Origin of the sequence: Nakamurella sp. (assembly GCF_044224575.1) — a bacterium.
GTDB lineage: Bacteria > Actinomycetota > Actinomycetes > Mycobacteriales > Nakamurellaceae > Nakamurella.
In genome coordinates, this window is sequence record NZ_JBGAKE010000001.1 from 211,570 (window position 1) to 232,638 (window position 21,069).

Consider the following 21,069-nt stretch of genomic DNA (forward strand, 5'->3'; position numbering starts at 1 on the left):
CCCTACCCCCGACCCAGGAACGAGCGGATCGCGGAGGCGGACACCCGCTCCTTGGCGACGAAGCCGGCCGCCGGCGCCGATTCGACCCGGCCCCCGAAGTCCGCCGGGTCCCGCCCGGACGTCAGCACGATGACTTGCTCGGGATGCGTGCCGGACAGCTGACGGGCCAGCGCGAAGCCGTCGGTGTCGGGCAGCTGGATGTCGAGCAGCACCAGCCGGGGTCGCAAGGTCCGGGCGGCCCCGGCCGCCGCCGCCCCGTCCGCCGCCTCGGCCACCGTGAAACCGGCCGACTCGAGCACACGTCGCGCCAGCCGGCGGAAGCCGGCGTGGTCGTCGACCACGAGCACGTCCGTCCGCCCGTCGGAAGATTCGGCCCGGGCGACCATCGCCCCAGTGTGGGCGACCGCTCCGTCCCGCGCATCGGGGCAGGCCCCGAGCCCGAATCGCAGGCCTGCCCCGATCCGCCGGCACCGTACCCGGGCCATCGTCGGGAGCGGCAGGGCGACCCGTCCCGGGGTCGCCGACCCAACGATTCGGAGGCGATCGTGAACGACAGCTCCGTCCAGTCCGCCGTCACTCCCCCCGGCCCGAGCGAGCCGCTGACGGCGGCGGCGGCACCCGGCGGGCACCGGATCCAGGGCTGGATCGTGATCGGGTCCGCCGCGCTGGCGGTGACCGGCAACGTCCTGCACCCCCGCAGCACCGGTGACGGCGTCGAGACCTACCGGATGATCGCCGATTCGATCGCCTGGCCGGTCGCGACGCTGCTCATCGGGATCGCCCTGACGGGGCTGGTGATCGGGGTGGTGCCGATCTGCCGCTCCGCCCGCCGGGGCGCCACCGCCGGCCGGGCGGCGGTGCTCGATGCGGCCGGGTGGGCCCTGGCGGTGGGCGGCACGATCGGCATCGCCCAGCAGGGTGTCGACGGCATCGGGCTTCCCCGGCAGGCCGCGGCCTTCGTCGCGGTGGACCCCGAGTGGAACGCGTTCCCGTACTGGTCGGTCGATGCGGTCGCCGCGATCAACAGCTCGCTGGCGGTGATCTGGTACGTGCTCGTGCTCGGCGTCGTCCCGGTGCTGCTGGCCGTGGCCTACCGCGGCCCGTACGCACCGGGTCGGGTCATCCGCTCCGCGGCGGCCGCGGCCGGCACCCTCACCGCGGCCACGGTCGCGGTGATCACCGTCGGCGGCGGGAACGGCGTCACCGACTCGCTTTTCCTGGCCGGATCGTTGGTCGTCACCGGCTGGTTCGTCGTGCTGGGGGTGGCCGAGGTGCGTGACCCCCGCGGCTGATTCCGGAACCCGGCAAGGTCACCCCGGACGACCTCGTGGCAGACCCTCCCGACCTCGTCATGGTTGTTCGTATAGCGCACAACACTCAGACAGTCGAGGGAGTCAACGATGACCAACACCCCGCCCGCCGACGACGCACCGGCCGGGCCCGGACCGGTCCTCGATGCCGACGTGCTGATCGTCGGCGCCGGACCGGCCGGCCTGGGCCTGGCCAACCTGCTCGGCGTCATGGACAACTGCGGGCACTGGCCGCAATACGAAGACGCGGACACCTTCAACCGCATCCACCTGGACTTCCTGCTGGGAAGGAACTGACCATGACCGTCGCCCTGCTGTCCATGTCGCACAGCCCGCTCGAACACGTTGACCCCGGCCCCGAGGCCACTGCTGCCGTCACCGACGCCTTCGACGTCGCCCGCCGCTTCGTCCACGACTACGACCCCGACCTCATCGTCACCTTCGCCCCGACCACTACAACGGCTTCTTCTACGAACCCATGCCCACGTACTGCATCGGCTACGACGCCGTCTCCATCGGCGACTACGGCTCCCGGGCCGGACCACTCACCGTGCCCACCGACACCGCCTGGGAACTCGCCGGGTTCGTCCTCGATGAGGGTCTGGACACCGCGGTCTCGCTGCGGATGGAAGTCGACCACGGCGCCGTCCAACCCCTGGAACTGATGTACGGCGACATCACCGCCAAACCCGTCATCCCTGTCTTCCTCAACTGCGTCGCCCCACCGTTCATCCAGGTGAGGCGGATCCGACTGTTCGGCGGGGCCGTCGGCCGGTACTTCGCCCACTCCGATCAGAACGTGCTGTTCCTCGCCTCCGGTGGCCTGTCCCACGACCCGCCCGTTCCCTGCATCGCCCGCCACCCCCGAACAACGCGAGTTCCTGCTCGGCGGCGGCCGGCACCCTCACCGGCTGACCGGCCAGGAGGCCACCCGTGCCGAGCAAGCCCCGCCGGGACGACACCCCCGCGTCCGTGCTGCGCCGCGCCACAGACATCCTCGACGCGTTCGACGCGAACCACCCACGGCTGACCCTGACCGAACTGGCGCGCCGGTCCGGGCTGCCGACCAGCACGGCCTACCGAATGATCGCCGAACTCGTCGGACGGAACGCCCTGGTCCACGATCACGACAGCCGATACCGGCTCGGACCACGCCTGGTCGAACTCGCCCTCCTGGCCGGCGCCGCCGCACTGCTGACCGGCGAGAGGGCGCCGGGTGGCCGGGCCGCCTGAGTCCGCCGAACGGGTTACCCTCGCCTGCGGTGATCGACCGCGATCCGCGAAGGCGAAGGAGCCCGTTTCATGGCGCACGAGGTGCAGGGTGTGGTGTCGCTGGCCAAGGACGCTCCGGTCCAGCTGACCACGATCGTCGTCCCCGATCCGGGCCCCGGCGAGGCACTGGTCGACGTGCAGGCGTGCGGGGTGTGCCACACCGACCTGCACTACAAGCTCGGCGGCATCGGCGACGACTACCCGTACCTGTTGGGCCACGAGGCGGCGGGCGTGGTGTCCGCGGTCGGCCCCGGGGTGACCGAGGTCGAGCCCGGGGACTACGTAGTCCTGAATTGGCGCGCCGTCTGCGGGCAGTGCCGGGCCTGCCGGCGCGGCCGGCCCTGGTACTGCTTCAACACCCATAACGCCCAGCAGAAGATGACCCTCGTCGACGGCACCCCGCTCTCCCCCGCGCTGGGCATCGGTGCGTTCGCGGCGAAAACCTTGGTCGCCGCCGGGCAGTGCACCAAGGTCGACCCACGGGTGCCGCCGCAGGTCGCCGGGCTGCTCGGCTGCGGCGTGATGGCCGGGATCGGCGCCGCGATCAACACCGGGGCGGTCACCCGGAACGACTCGGTCGCCGTGATCGGCTGCGGCGGCGTCGGTGACGCGGCCATCGCCGGGGCCGCCCTGGTCGGCGCGCACACCATCGTCGCGGTCGACACGGATCGCCGGAAGCTGGAGTGGGCCAAGGAGTTCGGCGCGACGCACACCGTGCACCCGGACGACGGCGACGTGGTCGAGCAGATCCAGGACGCCACCGGCGGTTTCGGCGTCGACGTGGCGATCGACGCGGTCGGCCGCCCGGAAACCTGGAAGCAGGCCTTCTACGGCCGTGACCTGGCCGGCACCGTGGTCCTGGTCGGCGTTCCGACCCCGACGATGCAACTGGAGATGCCGCTGCTGGACTTCTTCGGCCGCGGCGGATCGCTCAAGTCGGCCTGGTACGGCGACTGCCTACCCAGCCGCGACTTCCCGGTGCTGTCGGAGCTGTTCCTGCAGGGCCGGCTGCCCCTGGACCGGTTCGTCACCGAGACCATCGGCATCGACGGCATCGAGGCGGCGTTCGACAAGATGCACGGCGGCGACGTGCTGCGGTCGGTGGTCGTGCTCTGACCTCCGCCCACCTCGCGTCGGTCGCGGGCGGCTGATCAGCAGCGCGCGGCCTGCAGGCCTGCCCAGGTGTCCCGGTCCACCTGTTCCGTCCTCGGCAGCCCGTGGTCGGCCTGGAAGCGGCCGACCGCGGCGGCGGTCTCGGTGGTGTACTCGCCCCAGTGCCCCGGGTTCCCGGCCGCCGCGTCGGCGTTGATGGAGCCGACCTGGTAGTCCAGCCCGGCGCCGAGCACCCGCTGTAGTTCACCCACCCATACCCCGCGTTGACCGACCGTGGTGATGGCGGGCAGATCACCGACGCCGGCCGGGCACAGGCAGGTCAGGAAGGTGTCGACCGAGCCCGGGTCCGTCGACTTGATGAACGCATCCGGCGGGCTGCTCAACCGGGCCGGGCAGCCGTCCGCCCACGTTGCGAACGGACCCGCGTACGACACGAATACGTTGGTCTGGCTGGTGAACAGTGAGCAGCCGGCGGCGGTCTGCGTCCACCTGGCGTCGTTCGGGAACATGCCCGTCGAGCGCAGGGTGGCCACCCGGTTCCGGAACGTCGGCTCGTCCAGCTCCGACGCGATCTGCACGATGAAGCCGCTGCTGCAGGCGATGTCGGAACGCGGGCCACCCATCGGATCCGGCGCAATCGTGGTCGTGGCCACTGTCGTGACGGTGGTGGCCGGCGCGGGGCTCGGGTCTCCCGGCGCGCCTTTACCGGCGCCGGGGCCGAGCGGGGCCGGCCTCGCCGAAGGGTCGGTGGCCGGGTTCGCCGACCCCGCCGCGACGGTCGGCGCCGGTACTGTCGGGGTCGTGGCGGCCTCGCCCGCGACCGGACGAAGCGTGAACCACAGTCCGACGCCGGCCAGCAGCAGCACCGCGACAGCCAGGAACACCAACGCCGCCGCGCCCCGCCCCCGACGGGCCGGCAACGGCTGGGGCGTCGTCGGCGGCGGGAGAGGGTATTCGCCGGTCGGCGGGAGTGCGGAATGGGCGCCGGTCGGCGCGGCGGCCGGAGACCCGGGCGGCCCCGAGGCCGGATACCCCGCACCCAGCACGGTCGGCGCGGCGGCCGGAAACCCGGGCGGCCCCGAGGCCGGATACCCCGCACCCAGCACGGTCGGCGCGGCGGCCGGGACCCCGGGCGGCCCCGAGGCCGGATACCCCGCACCCAGCACGGTCGGCGCTGCGGAGTCGACGCCGCGCACCTTCTCCAGGCTCACGAGACTGGTGGTCGCCGATACCGGGCTCCCGCATCTCGTGCAGAACCGGCCCTGCTCGCCAGTCGCCCCGCAGTGCCCACATTCCGGCATCGCCACTCTCCTCAGCCCGTGCAATCCGCGGTGATCAACGCCGGCCAGGTGGTCGGGGTCAGCCGGGCGTCCACCGGCAGTGATCTCGCGGTCTGGAACGCCCGGACCGCAACCTCGGTGTCGGCGTCGAACGTGCCGGTTCCGTCGCCGCCGTAGAAGCCCAGTCGCTGCAGGGCGTACTGCGCCTCGGCAACGTACGGACCCTTGTCGCCCGCTCCCAGATCGGGTGGGGTGACGCCGGCCGGGCACAGGCAGCTGACGGTACGGTCGGTGACCCCGCGGTCGGCGATCTTGACGTAGGCATCCCGGGTGCCCGCGATCCGAACCGTGCACGCCGTGTCCACGGTCGCATACGGACCCTCGTAGAGCACGAATGCGGACTGCGAGCGGAAGTTGAAGCACGACGAGCCCGAGATCAGGTAGTTCGTACCGGGGTACTTGGCCGTCAGCGCCGATGCGGTGTCGGCGAAGCCGGCCGGGTCCAGCGCGGAACCGAGCACCACGATGTAGCCCGCACCGCAGTCGATGTCATGTCGCCGCACGCCGGCGATGGATTCGACGGTGGGCGCGGTGGTGGCGGAGGTGCCAGTCGGGGCGTCCGCCGGGGTCGGAGTGGCCGGAGTGACCACGGCAGTGACGGTCGCGATCACCGTCGTGGTCGCCGAGTCGGCGGGCGCCGTCGAGGGCACCGCCGGGGCCGGGGCGAGCTTGCCCGGGCGGGTGCCCCGCGTGGACGGCGATTCGGCGGTCGCGGTGCCGGCCGGCGTCGGCGCCGATGCCGTCTCGTCCCGGGCGAGCCACCACCGGGTGCCGACGAAGCTGCCGATGCCCAGCACCAGGATCGCCACGACGATGACCGCGGGCAGCGTCCGCGATCGTTGGTTCCGCGGCGCCGGGGACGAACTCACCGGTTGCGCAGACCGCATCGACGCAGGTACGCCGAGCTGCGGTGCGGCCCCGACCGACACGGTCGGCTCGTCCGGCTGCACAGCCCCGGCCAGCAACGATCCGCACTGAGCGCAGTGTCGACCACCGGACTGCGCCGCACCGCACTGCGCGCAGTACCCAGGCGTTCCGGCCATGGCGCCCCCCGCGTTCGTCGACGTCGAACTGCCGGTTCCGCGACGGTTCCCGAGTCCGTCTGCGAACCGACGATACCGGCCCACTCCGGACAAAGCGCGGGTGGGCGCCGCCCGCGGATCAGGCGCGGCGGACCACCAGGCTCCGGTCGCCGAATCGAACCGTCGAACCGTCGGGCACCGGCGTGGCCACCCCGGGCACGCAGGTCAACTCCACTCCGGCGGTCACCACCACGACGCCGTTCGTGGAATGCCGATCCATCACCTGAATTCCGGCCGGGCCGACCTCCAGCAGCAGGTGGGTCTTGGACACGCTGCGCGCCCGGTCACTGATCGGCACCAGAACGGCGTCGAGCTCCGCGGGGCCGGCGCTGGGATCGCGGCCGAGCATCACCGGGCCGTCCACGGTCAGCATCCGCCCATCGTCAAGCGCCGCGCGCCACACCGGGGACGCCGCGGCCTGGGGTGCCACCCGCATCCGGGTGTGGTCCAGCCGGTCCGGTTCCAGGGGCGGCGGTATCCCGACGCCTGCCGGCGACGGCGACTGACCAGCGCTCACGAACCCGGGCACCGACCGGATCAACGCCGCCGCCGCCAGGGAGTCGGTCGGGCGAGCCTCCGGGTGTGGCTCCGCCTCGGCCGGACTCGGCGAAGCGTCCGGACACGAATCCGCGGCGCGGGTGATCGTGCTCGCGGGTTGGCCGGGCCAGCCGGACCCGGGCAGCGGATCGGCCCGGGCGGGTCGATCATTCCCGAACGGCTGGTCGTTCCAGGACGCAGCGGGCATCGAAACCGGTTCGGCCCGTCCCTGGGCGGACACCGGTGGAAGGTCCCAGGCGGGCCGGTCATCGACGATGGGTTTCGGAGCGGCCCACCCGGAGAACTCGGTCTCCGCAATCCCTGGGTGCGGCAAGGCGGACAGCGACATCGCGGCCAGCGACGGCGGCTGGGTCTGGGCCACGGCGGCCCGGTAGGCGGGCACCGCATTCCGATCCAGCACGACGGTGCCGCATGCCGCGTCCCACCAGCCCTTGCGTCGGCCGGACTTGTCCCACAACGGGGAGAACCCGCCGATGGTCAGCGTGATCCCGATCAGCAGACCCTTGAGCAGCAGCCGGCCCAGGCCGAGCCCGACACCTGGCTGAGCGCCGGTTGATTCGCGGATCACCCGGATCCCGAGGATGGCGTTGCCCGGGCTGCTGCCCTTCGCGGCCATCGCCCATAGCAGGACCAAGTACACCAGCGGGCCGACCACCACCAGAATCAGCCCGGTCGGCGTTCCGGCGATCGACCGACCGAGAATCGCCGCGATCAGCGCCGAGTATCCGATGGCCAGCAGGATCAGGTTGGGGATGGCATCGATGACGTAGGCCGCCGATCGCTTGCCGAAGCTCGCGTACCCGGTGACGTCGGGCGATCCGATCACGGGTGGCGGGGCCGGCGGCAGTCCCCCGGGCGGCAGTTCCTGTGGCGGAACCGGAGCAGGCGCGGGCGGGGCGGCCCCGATGGTGCCGATCATCGTGGGCGGCGGGACCGGCAGCACCGCCGCCGCGGCCGGTCCGGGAGTGGGCGCCCCGCACGAACCGCAGTACAGCGCACCGTGCTTCACCACCGATCCACAGGATCCGCAGAAGGAACCGGGGGTCATTCACGCCGCCTTTCCACCGGCCGAGGCCGGGGCCTGGACGATCCGGGGATCGTCACCGATGATCGGCAGCTTGCGCGCCTCGTAGCCGTGGGTGTCCACCACGGTCGACCCGGGGCCGAAGAAGCCGGACAGCGCATTCTCCGTCGCCGCGAAGGCGCCCTGGTCCTGCAGGTGCCGGGCGTCGTTCTGGTAGCCGGGCATGTTGTGGTTGTCCAGCGGGCTCCACGCACTCGGACCGAACGACCAGTGCTCCTGCTGACCGGGGCGAACGGTCGCGATCGGTTCGGAATCACCCAGCCAGGAGACGATATCGTTGTAGTGCCGCAATGCCTGGAATTGCACACCGGCCGGCGGCGCCGTGTTGTCGGTTCCGGCGCCGGCGGTGAACACCCCCTCGACCTGATAGCGGGCGGTGAAGTCCGGATCGCGGGACATCTGCACCGCGGTCAGCCCGCCCAGGCTGTGCCCCGCCAGTACCAGCGCAGCGCCGTCGGGTACTCCGGACGCCTTGATCGCTCGTTCGACGGCGATGGACAGGGGGGTGTCGTCGTGCAACCCACCCACCTCGAGGTCCGACATGACGTCAGCGGGGTTGTTCGTGCCCGGCAACCATTCCTGGGTACCCGGGATGTAAACGACGTAGCGCAACTGGCCGTCCGCTCCGCGCACGGTCTGCACCTCGATGTGCCCCGGCCCACCGTAGTTGTCCGCAAGGTTGTCGTAGATCCGGCTGACATCGAGTTGCCCGCCGACCCCACCGACCAGGGAATCGGCGGGCACCACCCCCGCGGTCTGCTCGACCAGTTCGCCGACCAGCGGCAAGGCGGCGGCCCAGTCGTACAGTTCGAACAGGTCTCGCTCGAGGGCGGGGACCACGACGTCGTCGAAGATCGACCGGCCGGCGTCGGCCAGTTCCTGGCCGATCCCGGCGGCGACCCGGGCGACCGCGCTCGCGCCGTCCAGCGCGAGCGACCCCAGCCCGACCAGCAGGTTCCCGGTCACCCGCCCGACGGTCTGCAGGAACGAGCGACCGACGCCGATGGCCCCGTTCCACCAGTCCCCCAACACCTCCGCGATGGCGCGCCGGTCCGTGATCGACCGCGTGTAGTACCAACCGGCATCCGAGGCGCGGCGCTGCTGCTCGGCCTGCTGCCGGATCTGCCGGGCGGCATCGTGCAACGACTCGGTGGTCCGACGCAGACCCGGCCGACAGCCACTGTTCCACCGCAGGCGGACGTCGTCGATGTCCGCACCGGCCCACTCGGCGACGAAAAGTCTTGAACTCGCCAACCACTCGATCCGCCGGGTCTCCCCCGCCGCCTCGTCCAGGACGGCGGCGAGCCGTTCCAGCTCATCCAGGTCGGCTCCGACCATCGTCATGCGGACGGCCCCCCGGCCGGCGCGCCGCCACCCACGGTGATGGCCGCCCAGGACAGCAGGTCCGCAGCACTGCCGTGGCCCAGGTTCGCCCACCCGGTCGTTGGGTTCGCACCGTCCGCCGCCCGCCGGACGTCGTCCGGCACCAACGGCTCGGCCCCGGGCCATCGGGCCAACGTCCAACCCGCACCTCGCCGCACGCCGTGAATGGCGGCGGTCGGCCCGCCGAAGCCGACCGCGTTGACGACCACCCGGCCCGTCGCGTCGACTGCGGAGAGCGGGGTCAGGATCTGCAGTACCGCCGCCGCGATCGCCACTCCCGGGCGCAGGCCGGCGAATTCGAGCACACCCAGCGGTCGGCGGTTGACGATCAGGACGGCCCCGCTGCCCTCGACGACGTGCACCACCTCGGATCGTCCCCCGCCGGCCACGCCGATCTCCACCCACCGCTGCGCGGTGGCCAGCACGGCGGCAACGACGGCGTTCTCCGGCGTGGGCCGGATCGACCCGCGCGTGATGCCGACCCCGGCGCGGGCGGCGAGCGCGGACAGCCCCGAGCGCAGCACATCCTGATCCGGTTCGGCGACCAGCTGCAGCCGCTCCCGGGTCAGCGCCTGCCCGTCCGCCGGGGCCAGGTGCAGCAGGTAGACGAGCTCGGGCAATGACAGGGCGACCGTCGGAACGGGTTGGGCGATGGTCGATGTCATCGAGTGACCACCTTCGCCAGGTCGGCCAGCGCGCTCACCCGGTCCCGGTCGACGTAGGCCGACGCGGGAAGCTCCGGGGCACCGGGTCGGGGGACGTCGTGCGCGACGCGCCACCGGTCGCCACCGATCCGGACGACCGCGGCCGACTCCTCACCGGTGTCGGTCGATGCGCGGACCACCGCGATCCGGTCGTCCGACTCGTCCAGGAAGGCCCGGGCCAGGGGGAGAACGGTGTCCCGGACCGGGCTGCCCGGCCGCAACGCAACGACCTCGAAGATTGCCAGGGAGCGTGGGGTGAACAGCAGGCTGAGGTCGTCGGCAGTCAGGATGAGCGCGCCATCGGTGATCTCGGGAGCCAGCAGCGCCAGCTCTGTCCACACCCGTGCGTGCGTGATGACGTAACCGATCAGGCCGGTGATCTCGTCGAGCACCAATGTGCCATCGGCGACCCTGGCCAGGCCCCGGACGAGTAAGGTCGCGGCGCCGGCGCCGATGGCGTCCGACTCGTCGGCAACCTCGGGCAAACTGAATCGGCGCCGGTTCGCCCGCGCGACCTCGGTCGGCTCCAGATTGAACAGATAGCGAAGCTCGTGCGCGGTGATGCCGATCGGCGCCGCTGGGTCTGCAGCGGATGAGGTCATTTTCGGTCCCCTGTCCTACTCACCACGGCGTCCACGCCGGCTTCCGGAAGATCCCGTCGACGAAGTTCCGGCCGGCTTCGGTGACCGACCGGGCGATCCCACCGGCCGTGTCGGCCACCGTCCTGGCCCCGTCGGCCGCTCCTTGGACGAGGCTGCGACCCAGATCGACGGCCCGGTCCGCCGCCCATGCCCCGGCCTTGGCCACGGTTCCCCCCACCGCGCCGGCGAACTTCCCGATGGCTTCGCGCTCGTGGTAGGCAAGGCTGGCCAGCCCCACCACGGCCGCCCCTACCGCCAGCGCCGGGGCCGCGCCGACAATCAGGGCGCCCCCGAGCCCGAAGGCGGCCAAGGTGGCCACGCCGGTGACGGCAAAGGAGGCCGCGCTCAGGGCCATCCCCCAGCCGTCCCCGTGCCGCAGGTCGTTACCGAACTCGAGTCCGTCGACGACCATGCCGACGGGACCGAGCCATCGGCCGACCTTTCCGAGCGTCGTCAGCTCTTCGGGAGCGGCCTGCAGAAACTTCTCGACCAGAGTGCCTTTCGCGCCCCACTTCTCGACCATCTCGACGCCGGTTTCGGCTGCGTCGTGGATGGTGTCGGCCGCGCTGACGATCCGCCAGGGCACCGATTCGGTGAGGTCCAGCACCCGCGTGATCCAACCGCGGTCGTCGACCCGGTCCACGGCGTCGGGCCGCCCCGCCAGGAACTGCCCGACCGCGGGCACCCGGCCGCCAAAGGTTGCGTCACTGGCCAGCTCCTGCTGGTCGGCGTTGGCGCGCAACACCTGGGCGGCGGCGGCCAGCGAGGTCGCCGCGTTCGCGATCGACCGCCGGTGGACGGAGGTCCAGTCGTGCTGGAACCGGCTGACATCGGCCCCGTGCCAGGGAGCGGAGTGGATGCGCCAGGAGACCTGGCTATCGATGGAACCCAACTGTGCTGCGCTGCCCTCGAACGTGGCCGCCAGCGCGCGGAGTTCGGCGACGTCGGCCCCGACCATCTGACTCATCTGCTCCCCCTCCCCGGTTCTCGGGTCACGGTGTCCGGACTCCAGGCCGGAGCCGGCCCGCGGCGTCAGGCGTTGGAGGCGTCTTCCTGCTGCTGGGCGTTGTTCGTCGCCAGCATGCCGGCGTCGGTCAACGCCTGCGCCACCTGTTGCAACGCGGTGACGTGGTGCGACTGCCAATCGCTCTCGAACCGCTGACGGTCCGGGCCGACCCAGGTGGTCTTGGCCAGCTCGCCGTTGAGCCGGCTGATCATGTGGGTGATGTCCGACGACGCGGTCTGCAGGTTGGTCGCCAGCGTGCGGACCTCGCTGATGTCCATTCCGAACATGGCCATACCGTTCACTCCCCTTCGGACGGACCATTCTCGGTCCGTAGTGTGGTGGTTGCCGCTCGCGCGGCGTCGGGTCCAGTCTCTGGGTCCGATCCGGATCCGTCGATGGGGACGAGTCCCCATCGACGCGGTCCCGGGCCGCGACCTCAGTCCGGCAGTGCGATCTGCACCTTCCTGGTCTTGCCTCCTTCGACGAGCAGGCCGCGGCCGGGCGGGAACTCGGCGCGGGTGATCCGGGGAAAGCTGGTGCGGAAGATCGCGTCACCCTCGGTCTGGTCGGGTTGCAGCGCCAGCCCGCGGCGGGCCGACCGCACGGATTGCACCAGCGGCCAGGACGAGGTGAGGGTCGAGGTCTCGGAGTCGGCGAGCAGCAGGTGATCTCCGGCCTTGACGACCTTGACCAGTTCCTGCAGCGCCATCTCGGCCGGGCCGGACAGGAAGTCGGTCAGCCCCTCGATCACCACCAGCGTGGGCGGCGCCGCGGCCAGGCTCGACGCCAGCTTGCCGGCCAGTTCGGCCACCCGCTCCGGACTGTCGGCTGCGTCGGTCCACCCCAGCCGGCCGGGCAGCGTCGCCGCCAGCGGTGACCGCCGGTTGCCCAGGTAGTACCGGTCGGCGTTCGGTCGCCGCCGGACCGCCGCGGTGGCCAGCGCTCCGAGGCAGGTCGTGCGGCCCGACCCGGGCGGTCCGGCCAGCAGGAACACCCCGCTCGGCTCGATCGCCACCGGTCCGAGGGTGTCATCGGCCAGCCCGATCACCAGCCGGCCGGCGAGTCCGCCCGGCTGACCGGGGGTTCCGGTCCGGGAGGCCGCGGCGACAGCGGCGGCCAGGTCGCCCGCGTGGACCACCTCGGGCAGCCGGCGGATCTCCGGCACCGGCGCGGTGCCGCGCGACCGCAGGGTGCCGGCGAGCCGGTCGATCGCCCGGGCCTGCTCGGCCACATTGGCGGCGCCGCCGAACACGGCCACCTGGAGGTCCTTTCCGTCCAGCACCCCGCGACCGGGCGGCGACGAGGCGTCCAGCACGTCGGTGCCGGTGTCGAGCATCAGATAATCGTTGTCGTCGGCCAGCCGGAGCACCACCCGCCGTTGAATGGTCGAACCGAGCGCGGCCGGCACGGTGGCGGGCCGGTCGGCTGAGACCACCAGGTGCACGCCGACCGGCCGGCCGTCGGCCGCGACCTGCGTCAGGGACCCGAAATGGTTGGCCCGGCCGGCGAACTCGTATTCGGCCCGGAATCCGGCCAGCCCGTCGAGCAGGACCAGCACCCGCGGTTCGTCGGCGCGACCGGTGATCTGCCGGTACTCGGTGATCGTCCCGGCCCGTGCGGCCGCGTACCGGACGGCGCGTTCCTCGACCAGTTCGCGCAGGAACCGGATCAACCGGACGACCCGTTCGGTGTCGTCGCCGGAGATGATCGACCCGACGTGCGGCAGTGGTTCGAGCATTCGCAACCCGGCCGACCCGAAGTCCAGCCCGTACACGTGGCACGGCCCGGACCGCGGGGTGATGCCGGCGGCGATGCCGAGGGTGCGGAGCAGCGTGGACTTCCCGGCGCCGCCGGTGCCGTACACCGCCAGGTTGCCGTCGACGTCCGGCTGGAAGGCGACGCTGCGCTGCTCCTGCCGCCCCGGGTCGTCCAGCACCCCGAGGATCAGCTCGTGGTCGGTGCGTTGGCGCAGGAACTGCAGGTCGTAGGTGCCGGCGAGCTCGGGCAGCCAGGGCCGGCGCGGTTCCGGGATCTCGGCCCGGCGGGCCGCCTCGGAGACGGTGCCCACCAACCGGGCGATATCGGTCGGTCCGAGCTCCGCCCCGGACTCGGCCCCGCCGGCCGCACTCACCTCGGCCGGCTCCTCCCAGGCCCGGCCGGCGCCGAAGGTCAACTCGTGCAGGTCCAACTGAACTCGTTCCTCGCCGCGGCCGGTCCACCCGCCGACGTAGCCGGTCTGGAAGCCGGTGATCCGGCCCGGGCCGGTCTTGGCCGCGCCGCGCCCGGGAATGTCCGGTGAGAAGTCGGCCGCCAGCGGCGAGCCCAGCACGTCCGTGGAGTCGGCGGCGTCGGCCATCCGCAGCGCGATCCGCAGGTTCGTGTTCGCCCGCAGGTTGTCCTTGATCACGCCGGCCGGGCGCTGGGTGGCCAGGATCAGGTGCAGGCCGAGGGAGCGCCCGCGCTGGGCGACGTTGACCACCCCGTCGACGAACTCGGGCACCTCCTGGACCAGCGCGGCGAATTCGTCGACCACGATGACCAGGCTGGGCGGCGCGTCGGGGTCGCCGCGGCGTTGCAGCTCCAGCAGGTCCTTGACCTTCTTGGCGTTGAGAATGTGCTCCCGGTGCCGCAGTTCGGCGTTGAGCGAGGTGAGCGCGCGCCGGACCAGGTGCGGGGACAGGTCGGTCACCATGCCGACACTGTGCGGCAGCGAGATGCACTCGGCGAACGCGGCGCCGCCCTTGTAGTCCACGAACAGGAACGTCAGCGTGTCCGGGCTGTAGCCGGCGGCCATCCCGAGCACCCAGGACTGGAGGAACTCGCTCTTCCCGGCGCCGGTCGTCCCACCCACCAGGGCATGCGGTCCCTGGCTGCGCAGATCCAGCGTGAGCGATTCACCGGCGGACTGGCCGACCACCGCGCGCAGGCCCAGATTGCGCCGGCGCGTGGGCTTCTCGCCACCCCGCCGCACGATCGACTCGGACTCGCGCCAGCGTTCCAGCACCGCTGCCGGGTCGGCCGCGAGATCCGCCCCGACCAGGGCCAGGAACGAGACCGACCGGGGCAGGTCCGAGTCGTCCTCGATCCGCACGCCGGCGTCGCCGACCGGCGCGAGGGCGCGAGCCGCCGCCGATGCGGTCGGCCCGTCCAGGGTTTCGCACACGACGGGCGCGATCTGCGCGCCCGCCCGGACGAAACCGGCCGCAACCGTACCGCTGCCGTCGGCCACGGCCAGAAAGGTGCGGCAGGCGGCGGGCAGTCGCTCCTGGCCGCCGGCGATCCAGAGAACGTGCACGCCGGCCAGCGGCCCGCTCTCCGCCAGCCCGACCAACCGGGACCGCTCGACCGGGGCCGCGTCCTCGATCACCGCAACGACGGCCGGCCAGGGCGGGGCGTCCGTGTCTGCCGCGCTGACGGCGGTCCGGCGGATGATCAGTTCTTCGAGCTCGGCGACCAGCCGCAAGCCGGCTGCCGCCTCCCCGGCCAGCTGCGGCCCGGTGACCGGCGAGAAGGCGGAGCCGTTGTGCGGCAACCATTTCAGCCATCCCCAGTCGCCGATGGTGTCCGCCGAGACGAACGCGACGACGGTCAGATCGGCCGGTGAATGCAGGCCGGCGAGTTGGGCGACCAGGCCGCGGCCCACCCCGACCGCCGCCGCCCGCGGCCCGGCCACCCCGATCGAACCCGAATCCCGCAGATCGCCGACCACCGGCACACCCGGAACCTCGGCGGCGGCGTCCCGCACCGCGGCCAGGGCCAGCCAGTGCCGGGGTTGGGTGCGGCTGCGGTTCGGCAGTTCGACGGTGTGCCGGCTGGGCTGCGTCCCCACCCCGAGGCGGATGGTGAGCATCCGCTCGTGCTCGCGCCGCCGGGTCCACAACAGCGGCGTCTGCCGGCGCATCGCGTCGACCACCTCGGCGGTGGACGGGCATTCGGCGAGCCGTCCGACCCGTTCCCGGGCCAGCGCGGTGGCGATCTCCTCGCGCAGCTGGTGCACGGCCGCGGCGAACTCCCGGTCACCGTCGCGCACCAGCCGACGGTTCTGGATCCGGTTGTCGACCCAGTTGCCGATCATGAACAGCGGGGACAGCGCGACGAAGACGATGGACAGCGCGCTGCGGGTGAACGCGAACAGCACGGCGCCCATCACCAACGGGGCGAGGCTGGCGATGAGCGGGAACCGTTGGCGTTGCGGCTTCTCCGGCGGGTCGGGAGCCTGGAATTCCTCCCCCGGGAAGGTCGGGTCCAGCCGGGGCGACCGGTTGAAGTCCACGTCGGCGGTCTGCGCCAGGGCCGCCGCGGCGGTGCGGTGCACCGTGATGCCGATCGCCGTCTCCCCCAGGATGATCCGGTCGTGCGGGCGGACCACGGCCCGCGGCACCTGGGCCCCACCGATGATCAGCCCGTTCGCGGATCCGGTGTCGACGATCTCGGCGGCATCGCCGACGGTGATCCGGGCGTGCCGTTTGGAGACCAGCGGGTCGGTCAGCCGCACGTCGCAGCCGGCATCCCGACCGATCACGCTGGTGCCTTCGGCCAGCGGGAACTCCTGTCCCGCGTCGGGTCCGGACAGGACGGACAGGGTGGCCGCGGCCGTGCCCCGGTGGTCGCGGGAGCCGACGAACCGGTCGCTGACGGCGGCCAACGTGACCAGCGAACCCGACCGCAGCCCGCTCACGGACAGCGGCAGGTCCGCGGACAGCACCGCGCTCGGCCCGGTCGGACTCGATCCGGAGTGCACCCGCAGGGTCAACCGGGATGCCGGCCGGGCGCCGGGGTCGGGTCCCGCGCGGAACTCCCGGTCCGGGTCGCACCGATCGAGCGCGGCGGCCAGGTCGCCCACCGTCACCGTGGCATCGGCGGTCGCCACCAGGTCGACGGTTGCTCCCCCCGCCCGGGCGAAGGAGAATTTGAGCCTCACGGGCGACCTCCGCGGCGCCGGCGCAGCGACCGCAGCGACACTGCCGCGAGGCCGCGCCGCCAGCGACTGCGGCCCGCGCTCAGGCCGAGCGCGGCGGCGTCGACGTCCGCCCAGAACAGCCGGGCGTCGACGTCGTCGAGGTCTTCGGGGCCGAACACCCGGGCGTCGGCCCGCCGGGCGAGCAGCACGGTGGACCCGCCGAAGGCATCGTCCAGGTCGGCGGCGGTCTCCGCCCGCGTCCGCCCCCGATCCCCGGAGTAGCCGAGATCGGTCGCCACGTCCATGATCTGGTCCCAGCCACCGGCGAACCGGTCGGCGACGACGGCCTCCTCCTGACGCCGCCGACGGCGCCGCGCCTTGAGCCAGAGGATCAGCGCGATCGGGCCGCCGATCAGCAGCAGCGGGATGCCGACCCAGGCGGTGACCAGCAGGATCGTGCGCAGCAGGGCGCCCGAGTCGGCCTGGTCGTCGTCGGCGGTGTTGCCCTGGTCCTGATCGCCACTACTGCGATCGACGTCGTCGGTCGCGACCTCCTGCGGTGGCTGCGGCGGCGGCGGCGGCTGCAGCACCTGGGCCCGCGGCGCCACCTCCGGCTGCGGGTCCGGCTCCTGCTCGGTGCGCTGGTCGTCCGGGGTGGGATCGAAGGCGACCCAGCCGACCCCCTGGAACGGAACCTCCACCCACGCGGTGGCGTCCGCGCCCTGCACGGTCCACCCGCCGGCGCCGGCCGGGGCCGATGGGTCGTTCCCATCGGCCGCGGCGGGTCCGGTGGGCGGCGCGAAGCCCATCACCACCCGCGCCGGGATGCCCAACGACCGCAGCATCAACGCCATCGTCGGCGCGAACTGCTCCTGGTCACCCACCAGCGCCCGGTCGCCGACCAGCGCGCTCAGCCGGTCCAGGCCGTGCCCGGACGCCGACGGCTCCTCCCCTTGGGTGCCGTGGGACAGAAAACCCTGGTCGGCCAAACCCTTCTGGATCGCCGCGACCTTCTCGTACGGGGTGCCGGCCGGTTCGCTGAGCGTGCCGGCCAGCGTCTTGACCTCGTCCGGGATCTTGCCCGGCGCGGGCAACGTGACCTTTTCGAAGGGCGTCGAGCCGAGATTCAGCTCCGCGGCGGGCGGGGTGATCAACACGTCCGACCGGTAGGCGTCGCCGGCGGACAGCCCGGTGACCACCACCCCGGTCGCGTTGCCCGGCGAATAGCGGAAGGCGTCCTGCAGCCGGGTCCGGTCGCCGGCGTCGAAGGTGAGCCCGGTCAGATTGCCGCCGATCGGCAGGAACACCCCTCGGTAGTCCTCGATCGTGACGTCGACGGCGGCCGCCGTCGAGCCCGGGGCGGCCTGGTCATCGGTGATGTGGTCGCCGACCTTGCGGAACGGGTCGACGGTGCCGGAGGTGGCGTAGGTGACGCCGTTGTAGTCGTCGAGCGCGGCCAGCCGGATGCGGCCACCGGCCGGCAACCCGGTGACGGTGAACAGGTCGGCCTTCCGCTGCTCCTTGAAGTACTTGCGAAAGCCGACCAGCGGGCTCGGGTACTGCTGCGGGTCGAACGGCGGCTGGACGGTTTCCCGCAGCGCGTACCGCTCGCCCACGTCCAGCTGCGGCCCCAGGTACAGGCCGGCCGACGCGGCGGCGGCCAGCACCACCACGGCCGAGAGCGGGCGGCGCAGGTCCAGCCCGGAACCGGCGGTCCGGGTCCGCCAGGATGCCCACGTCAGGCCGCCGACGGCGACGCCGAGCCCGGCGACCACCGGCAGCCACGGCGTTGCCGACCCGAACAGGGCGGCAACCAACAGCATCGCCAGCGGCGCGGTCAGCGCCCACGCCGGCCGCCGGGTGCGCACCGCGATACTCGTGCCCACCGCGGCCGTGGCCAGGGCCGTCAGGTACGCGGGGATCATCAACGCCCCGGACGTGCCGACGGGCACCGCCACCGTGAGCAGCTGCTGCCAGGACGTGCTCACGCCGAGGGTGAGCAGCCGCAGCGATTCGGCGCTCGGCACGACCCCGCCGATGGCGGTGGACGGGACGGCCAGCGCCGCTCCGAAGGCCAGGTAGCCCAGCAGGGCGGCAAGCACCGTGCCCCACCAGGGCCGGCGCAGCCGGGCGGCGAGCAGCGCGGCCGCCGCTCCGATCACCGCTCCGCCGGCGACGGCGATCAGCCACCGGGTGCCGCCGTAGGCACCGCCGAACGCCAGGGATGCCACCACGACCAGCGCGGCGATCACCGCCGCGTCGACGGCCGCCGGGCCCAGGGACCGAGCTCGCCCGGTCACGTCCGGGCCCCCGACCGCGCCGTCATCCGCGGACCTTGCGCAGGGTCGGCGGCAGCTTGTCCAGTGACCCGACGGTGACCACGGTGACCCCGGAGATCCGCCGGACCGTCGGCGCGATCCCGGGCACCGCCCGCACCGCCACCACCCGGACGCCCAGCGGCAGCAGCGCTCCGGCCCGACGGATCTGGGCCGGAGTAGGCGTCGAGCCGCACAGCAGGAACACGATCGACACGTCGGGGGCGACCTCGACGACCCGGCGGGCGGCGGCCGCGACACCCGTCTCGGCGGCCGCCGACCGTGGGGCGTCGGTGTCCAGGCCCACCCCGGCCAGTTGGTCCAGGGTGCGCCGGACGGGGCCGGACGGCAACGAGACCGGACCGGTGATCAGGGTCAGCTCGCGGCCCTCCTTGGCCGCCTGAACCACCACCGATGCGCCGGCCTCGATGGCCAGTTCGAACTCGTCGGCGTCGGCGTATTCGGCGGCGTCGGTGGACAGCGCGACGGCGATGTGCGACCGGCGGGTCTGCACGAACTGGCGCACCATCAGTGCCCCCGACCGGGCTGAGGTCCGCCAGTGGATGTTCCGGCGGTCATCACCGGGCACGTACCCGCGCAGCGCGTGGAACGAGAGGTCGTCGGTGGCCAGGTCGTCGCTCGGTTGGCCTTCGAGATCCCGGAAGAAGCCGGCCACCGCGCCCGACAGCGAGGTCGTCCGGGGGTGCACGTAGAGCAGCTGCGGGTCGGTCCAGCGGACCTCCCGCCGCACCAGCCCGAACGCGTCCCCGCGGACCGACCGGGCCGGGCCGACGGTGATCACCGCGCGGCGCTGGGTGGGCACCACGAACAGCTCCTCGTGCTGCTCGCCGGGTTGCAGCGCCGGAACGGCGAGCCGGCCGACGTCGGCGCCGATCGGCAGTTCCAGCCGCGACGCGAGCATCGGGCGGGACGCGGTGCTGGACACCAGGATCCGGCCGGATGCGGGTTCCCCGACGACGACCCGCCGGGTGCGCAGGTCGATCTCCACCCGGTACTTGGAACGCCCGATCGAGAAGAGCAGCGCCGCCAGCACCGCGACCAGCAGGGCGACCCCGGCCACCGCAAACTCGACCCAGCCGCCCCAGAACGCGAACAGCAGCAGCACCGCGGCGGCGCCCAGCGCGGTCCGGCCCAGGGTGGTGATCACGCCGGTGACCGGCCGCAGCCGGGAACGGACCGTGCCGACGACGCGGGCGGCGGTGCGACGGAGGCCCCACGCGGCCCGCCGCAGCCGCCCACCGAGCGAGGGCCGGGTCGGCACCGGCTCCCCGGCCGGCGGGGCAGCGGCCGACCGCGGGGGTGACGAGGCGGCCGGCCGGTCCGCGGTGAGCGTCACGCCGGGACTCCGCGACGCTCCGGCGGCGGCACCTCGGCGAGGATCTGACCGAGCACGTCGGCCACCGTGGTGCCGGCGAACTCGGCCTCGGCGTCGAGCAGGATGCGATGCGCCAGTACGGGTTCGGCCAGCGCCTTGACGTCGTCCGGGGTGACGTAGTGCCGGCCGTGCGCGGCGGCCCAGGTGCGGCTGGCCCGCAGCAGCGCCAGGCATCCCCGGACCGACACGCCCAGGCTGGTCAGGGGCGAGGTGCGGGTCTGCTCGGCGATCTGCGCGACGTAGTCCAGGACCGACGGGTCGGCGTGCACGGAGGCGGCCAACTCGGCCATGTCGACCACCGCGGTCGGCGTGATCAGCGGCGCGATCTCCAGCCGGTGGCTGCGGGTCTGGGCGGCGGCCAGGATCTCCACCGTCGCCGCGTGGTCCGGGTACCCCAGGGAGGTCTTGATCAGGAAGCGGTCCAGTTGCGCCTCCGGCAACCGGTAGGTGCCGGCGTGCTCGATGGGGTTCTGGGTGGCGATCACCATGAACGGGTTGCCCACCGAGTGGGAGACGCCGTCGACGGTGACCTTGGCCTCCTCCATCACCTCCAGCAGCGCCGACTGGGTCTTCGGCGACGCCCGGTTGATCTCGTCGGCCAGCACGATGGACGCGAAGATCGGGCCCTTGTGGAACTCGAACCGCTTGGTCGCCTGGTCGTAGATGGTCACCCCGGTGACGTCGCTGGGCAGCAGGTCGGGGGTGAACTGGATGCGGGAACTGTTGCCCTGCAGCGTGTCCGCGAGCGCCCGGGCCAGCGACGTCTTGCCGGTGCCCGGGAAGTCCTCGAGCAGCAGGTGACCTTCGGACAGCAGGCAGGTGACCGCCAGCCCGATCGGCCGGGGCTTGCCCCGCACGGCCTGGCCGACATTGGCCACCAGCTTGCCGAACGTCTCGGCGAACCAGGACGCGTGCTCCGGAGTCATCGTCATCGGTGCTCTCCCCCAACAGTTCGTGTTCGTGTT

The 21,069-nt window shown here is 72.7% G+C and carries 16 protein-coding genes and 2 pseudogenes; 5 read left to right on the forward strand and 13 right to left on the reverse strand.

What is annotated here, in order from left to right; genetic code table 11:
- Positions 1–2: 2 nt before the first annotated feature.
- A complete protein-coding gene (locus ACILSK_RS00970; RefSeq protein ID WP_395725234.1) occupies positions 3–386 on the reverse strand; it encodes a response regulator in 384 nt (127 codons plus the stop codon).
- A 159-nt stretch (positions 387–545) separates the two neighbouring features.
- Here ACILSK_RS00970 and ACILSK_RS00975 point away from each other — a divergent pair, with 159 nt between their 5' ends.
- The 5 genes and pseudogenes from ACILSK_RS00975 (at position 546) to ACILSK_RS00995 (ending at position 3,698) form a co-directional block, all read left to right on the forward strand.
- Positions 546–1,292, forward strand: a complete 747-nt coding sequence (locus tag ACILSK_RS00975; protein WP_395725235.1) for a hypothetical protein — start codon at positions 546–548, stop codon at positions 1,290–1,292.
- A 225-nt stretch (positions 1,293–1,517) separates the two neighbouring features.
- Positions 1,518–1,607 (forward strand): annotated as a pseudogene (locus ACILSK_RS00980) (alpha/beta hydrolase); the annotation flags it as partial.
- Positions 1,608–1,609: 2 nt separating this feature from the next.
- Positions 1,610–2,212: pseudogene (locus ACILSK_RS00985) on the forward strand (3-carboxyethylcatechol 2,3-dioxygenase); the annotation flags it as partial.
- 31 nt (positions 2,213–2,243) lie between these two features.
- Complete coding sequence (locus tag ACILSK_RS00990; protein WP_395725236.1) at positions 2,244–2,543, forward strand: helix-turn-helix domain-containing protein; 300 nt, start codon at positions 2,244–2,246, stop codon at positions 2,541–2,543.
- Between the two features lie 69 nt (positions 2,544–2,612).
- A complete protein-coding gene (locus ACILSK_RS00995; RefSeq protein WP_395725237.1) occupies positions 2,613–3,698 on the forward strand; it encodes an S-(hydroxymethyl)mycothiol dehydrogenase in 1,086 nt (361 codons plus the stop codon).
- Positions 3,699–3,733: 35 nt separating this feature from the next.
- On the opposite strand, the gene ACILSK_RS01000 is transcribed toward ACILSK_RS00995, so the two are convergent.
- The 12 genes from ACILSK_RS01000 to ACILSK_RS01055 form a co-directional block, all read right to left on the reverse strand.
- Positions 3,734–4,906: a peptidoglycan-binding protein gene (locus tag ACILSK_RS01000; protein WP_395725238.1), complete on the reverse strand. Its 1,173-nt coding sequence runs from the start codon at positions 4,904–4,906 to the stop codon at positions 3,734–3,736.
- A 101-nt stretch (positions 4,907–5,007) separates the two neighbouring features.
- Positions 5,008–5,904: a peptidoglycan-binding protein gene (locus ACILSK_RS01005; RefSeq protein ID WP_395725239.1), complete on the reverse strand. Its 897-nt coding sequence runs from the start codon at positions 5,902–5,904 to the stop codon at positions 5,008–5,010.
- Positions 5,905–6,196: 292 nt separating this feature from the next.
- The gene (locus tag ACILSK_RS01010) at positions 6,197–7,687 is read right to left on the reverse strand and encodes an RDD family protein (RefSeq protein ID WP_395725240.1); all 1,491 of its coding nucleotides are present in this window, start codon (positions 7,685–7,687) and stop codon (positions 6,197–6,199) included.
- Between the two features lie 36 nt (positions 7,688–7,723).
- Entirely contained in the window at positions 7,724–9,103 is a 1,380-nt protein-coding gene (locus ACILSK_RS01015) for a hypothetical protein (protein ID WP_395725241.1), read from the reverse strand.
- Complete coding sequence (locus ACILSK_RS01020) at positions 9,100–9,807, reverse strand: hypothetical protein (RefSeq protein WP_395725242.1); 708 nt, start codon at positions 9,805–9,807, stop codon at positions 9,100–9,102. Before ACILSK_RS01020 ends, ACILSK_RS01015 begins: the two co-directional genes overlap by 4 nt.
- The gene (locus tag ACILSK_RS01025) at positions 9,804–10,448 is read right to left on the reverse strand and encodes a hypothetical protein (protein WP_395725243.1); all 645 of its coding nucleotides are present in this window, start codon (positions 10,446–10,448) and stop codon (positions 9,804–9,806) included. Before ACILSK_RS01025 ends, ACILSK_RS01020 begins: the two co-directional genes overlap by 4 nt.
- A gap of 19 nt (positions 10,449–10,467) precedes the next feature.
- The gene (locus tag ACILSK_RS01030) at positions 10,468–11,454 is read right to left on the reverse strand and encodes a hypothetical protein (protein WP_395725244.1); all 987 of its coding nucleotides are present in this window, start codon (positions 11,452–11,454) and stop codon (positions 10,468–10,470) included.
- A 65-nt stretch (positions 11,455–11,519) separates the two neighbouring features.
- The gene (locus ACILSK_RS01035) at positions 11,520–11,786 is read right to left on the reverse strand and encodes a WXG100 family type VII secretion target (RefSeq protein ID WP_395725245.1); all 267 of its coding nucleotides are present in this window, start codon (positions 11,784–11,786) and stop codon (positions 11,520–11,522) included.
- A gap of 143 nt (positions 11,787–11,929) precedes the next feature.
- Complete coding sequence (locus ACILSK_RS01040) at positions 11,930–16,414, reverse strand: FtsK/SpoIIIE domain-containing protein (protein ID WP_395725246.1); 4,485 nt, start codon at positions 16,412–16,414, stop codon at positions 11,930–11,932.
- Positions 16,411–18,693, reverse strand: coding sequence for a transglutaminase family protein (locus ACILSK_RS01045; protein ID WP_395725247.1), 2,283 nt, complete (start codon positions 18,691–18,693; stop codon positions 16,411–16,413). The genes ACILSK_RS01040 and ACILSK_RS01045 overlap by 4 nt, the downstream gene beginning before the upstream one ends.
- A gap of 22 nt (positions 18,694–18,715) precedes the next feature.
- The gene (locus tag ACILSK_RS01050; protein WP_395725248.1) at positions 18,716–20,065 is read right to left on the reverse strand and encodes a DUF58 domain-containing protein; all 1,350 of its coding nucleotides are present in this window, start codon (positions 20,063–20,065) and stop codon (positions 18,716–18,718) included.
- A complete protein-coding gene (locus ACILSK_RS01055) occupies positions 20,062–21,036 on the reverse strand; it encodes an AAA family ATPase (protein WP_395725249.1) in 975 nt (324 codons plus the stop codon). Before ACILSK_RS01055 ends, ACILSK_RS01050 begins: the two co-directional genes overlap by 4 nt.
- Positions 21,037–21,069: the final 33 nt, after the last annotated feature.

Coding starts and splice junctions, on each gene's coding strand:
- ACILSK_RS01020 (WP_395725242.1), bottom strand. CDS start 9,807: ATGACATCGACCATCGCCCAACCCGTTCCGACGGTCGCCCTGTCATTG.
- ACILSK_RS00995 (WP_395725237.1), top strand. CDS start 2,613: ATGGCGCACGAGGTGCAGGGTGTGGTGTCGCTGGCCAAGGACGCTCCG.
- ACILSK_RS01030 (WP_395725244.1), bottom strand. CDS start 11,454: ATGAGTCAGATGGTCGGGGCCGACGTCGCCGAACTCCGCGCGCTGGCG.
- ACILSK_RS01055 (WP_395725249.1), bottom strand. CDS start 21,036: ATGACGATGACTCCGGAGCACGCGTCCTGGTTCGCCGAGACGTTCGGC.
- ACILSK_RS01025 (WP_395725243.1), bottom strand. CDS start 10,448: ATGACCTCATCCGCTGCAGACCCAGCGGCGCCGATCGGCATCACCGCG.
- ACILSK_RS01035 (WP_395725245.1), bottom strand. CDS start 11,786: ATGGCCATGTTCGGAATGGACATCAGCGAGGTCCGCACGCTGGCGACC.
- ACILSK_RS00970 (WP_395725234.1), bottom strand. CDS start 386: ATGGTCGCCCGGGCCGAATCTTCCGACGGGCGGACGGACGTGCTCGTG.
- ACILSK_RS01015 (WP_395725241.1), bottom strand. CDS start 9,103: ATGACGATGGTCGGAGCCGACCTGGATGAGCTGGAACGGCTCGCCGCC.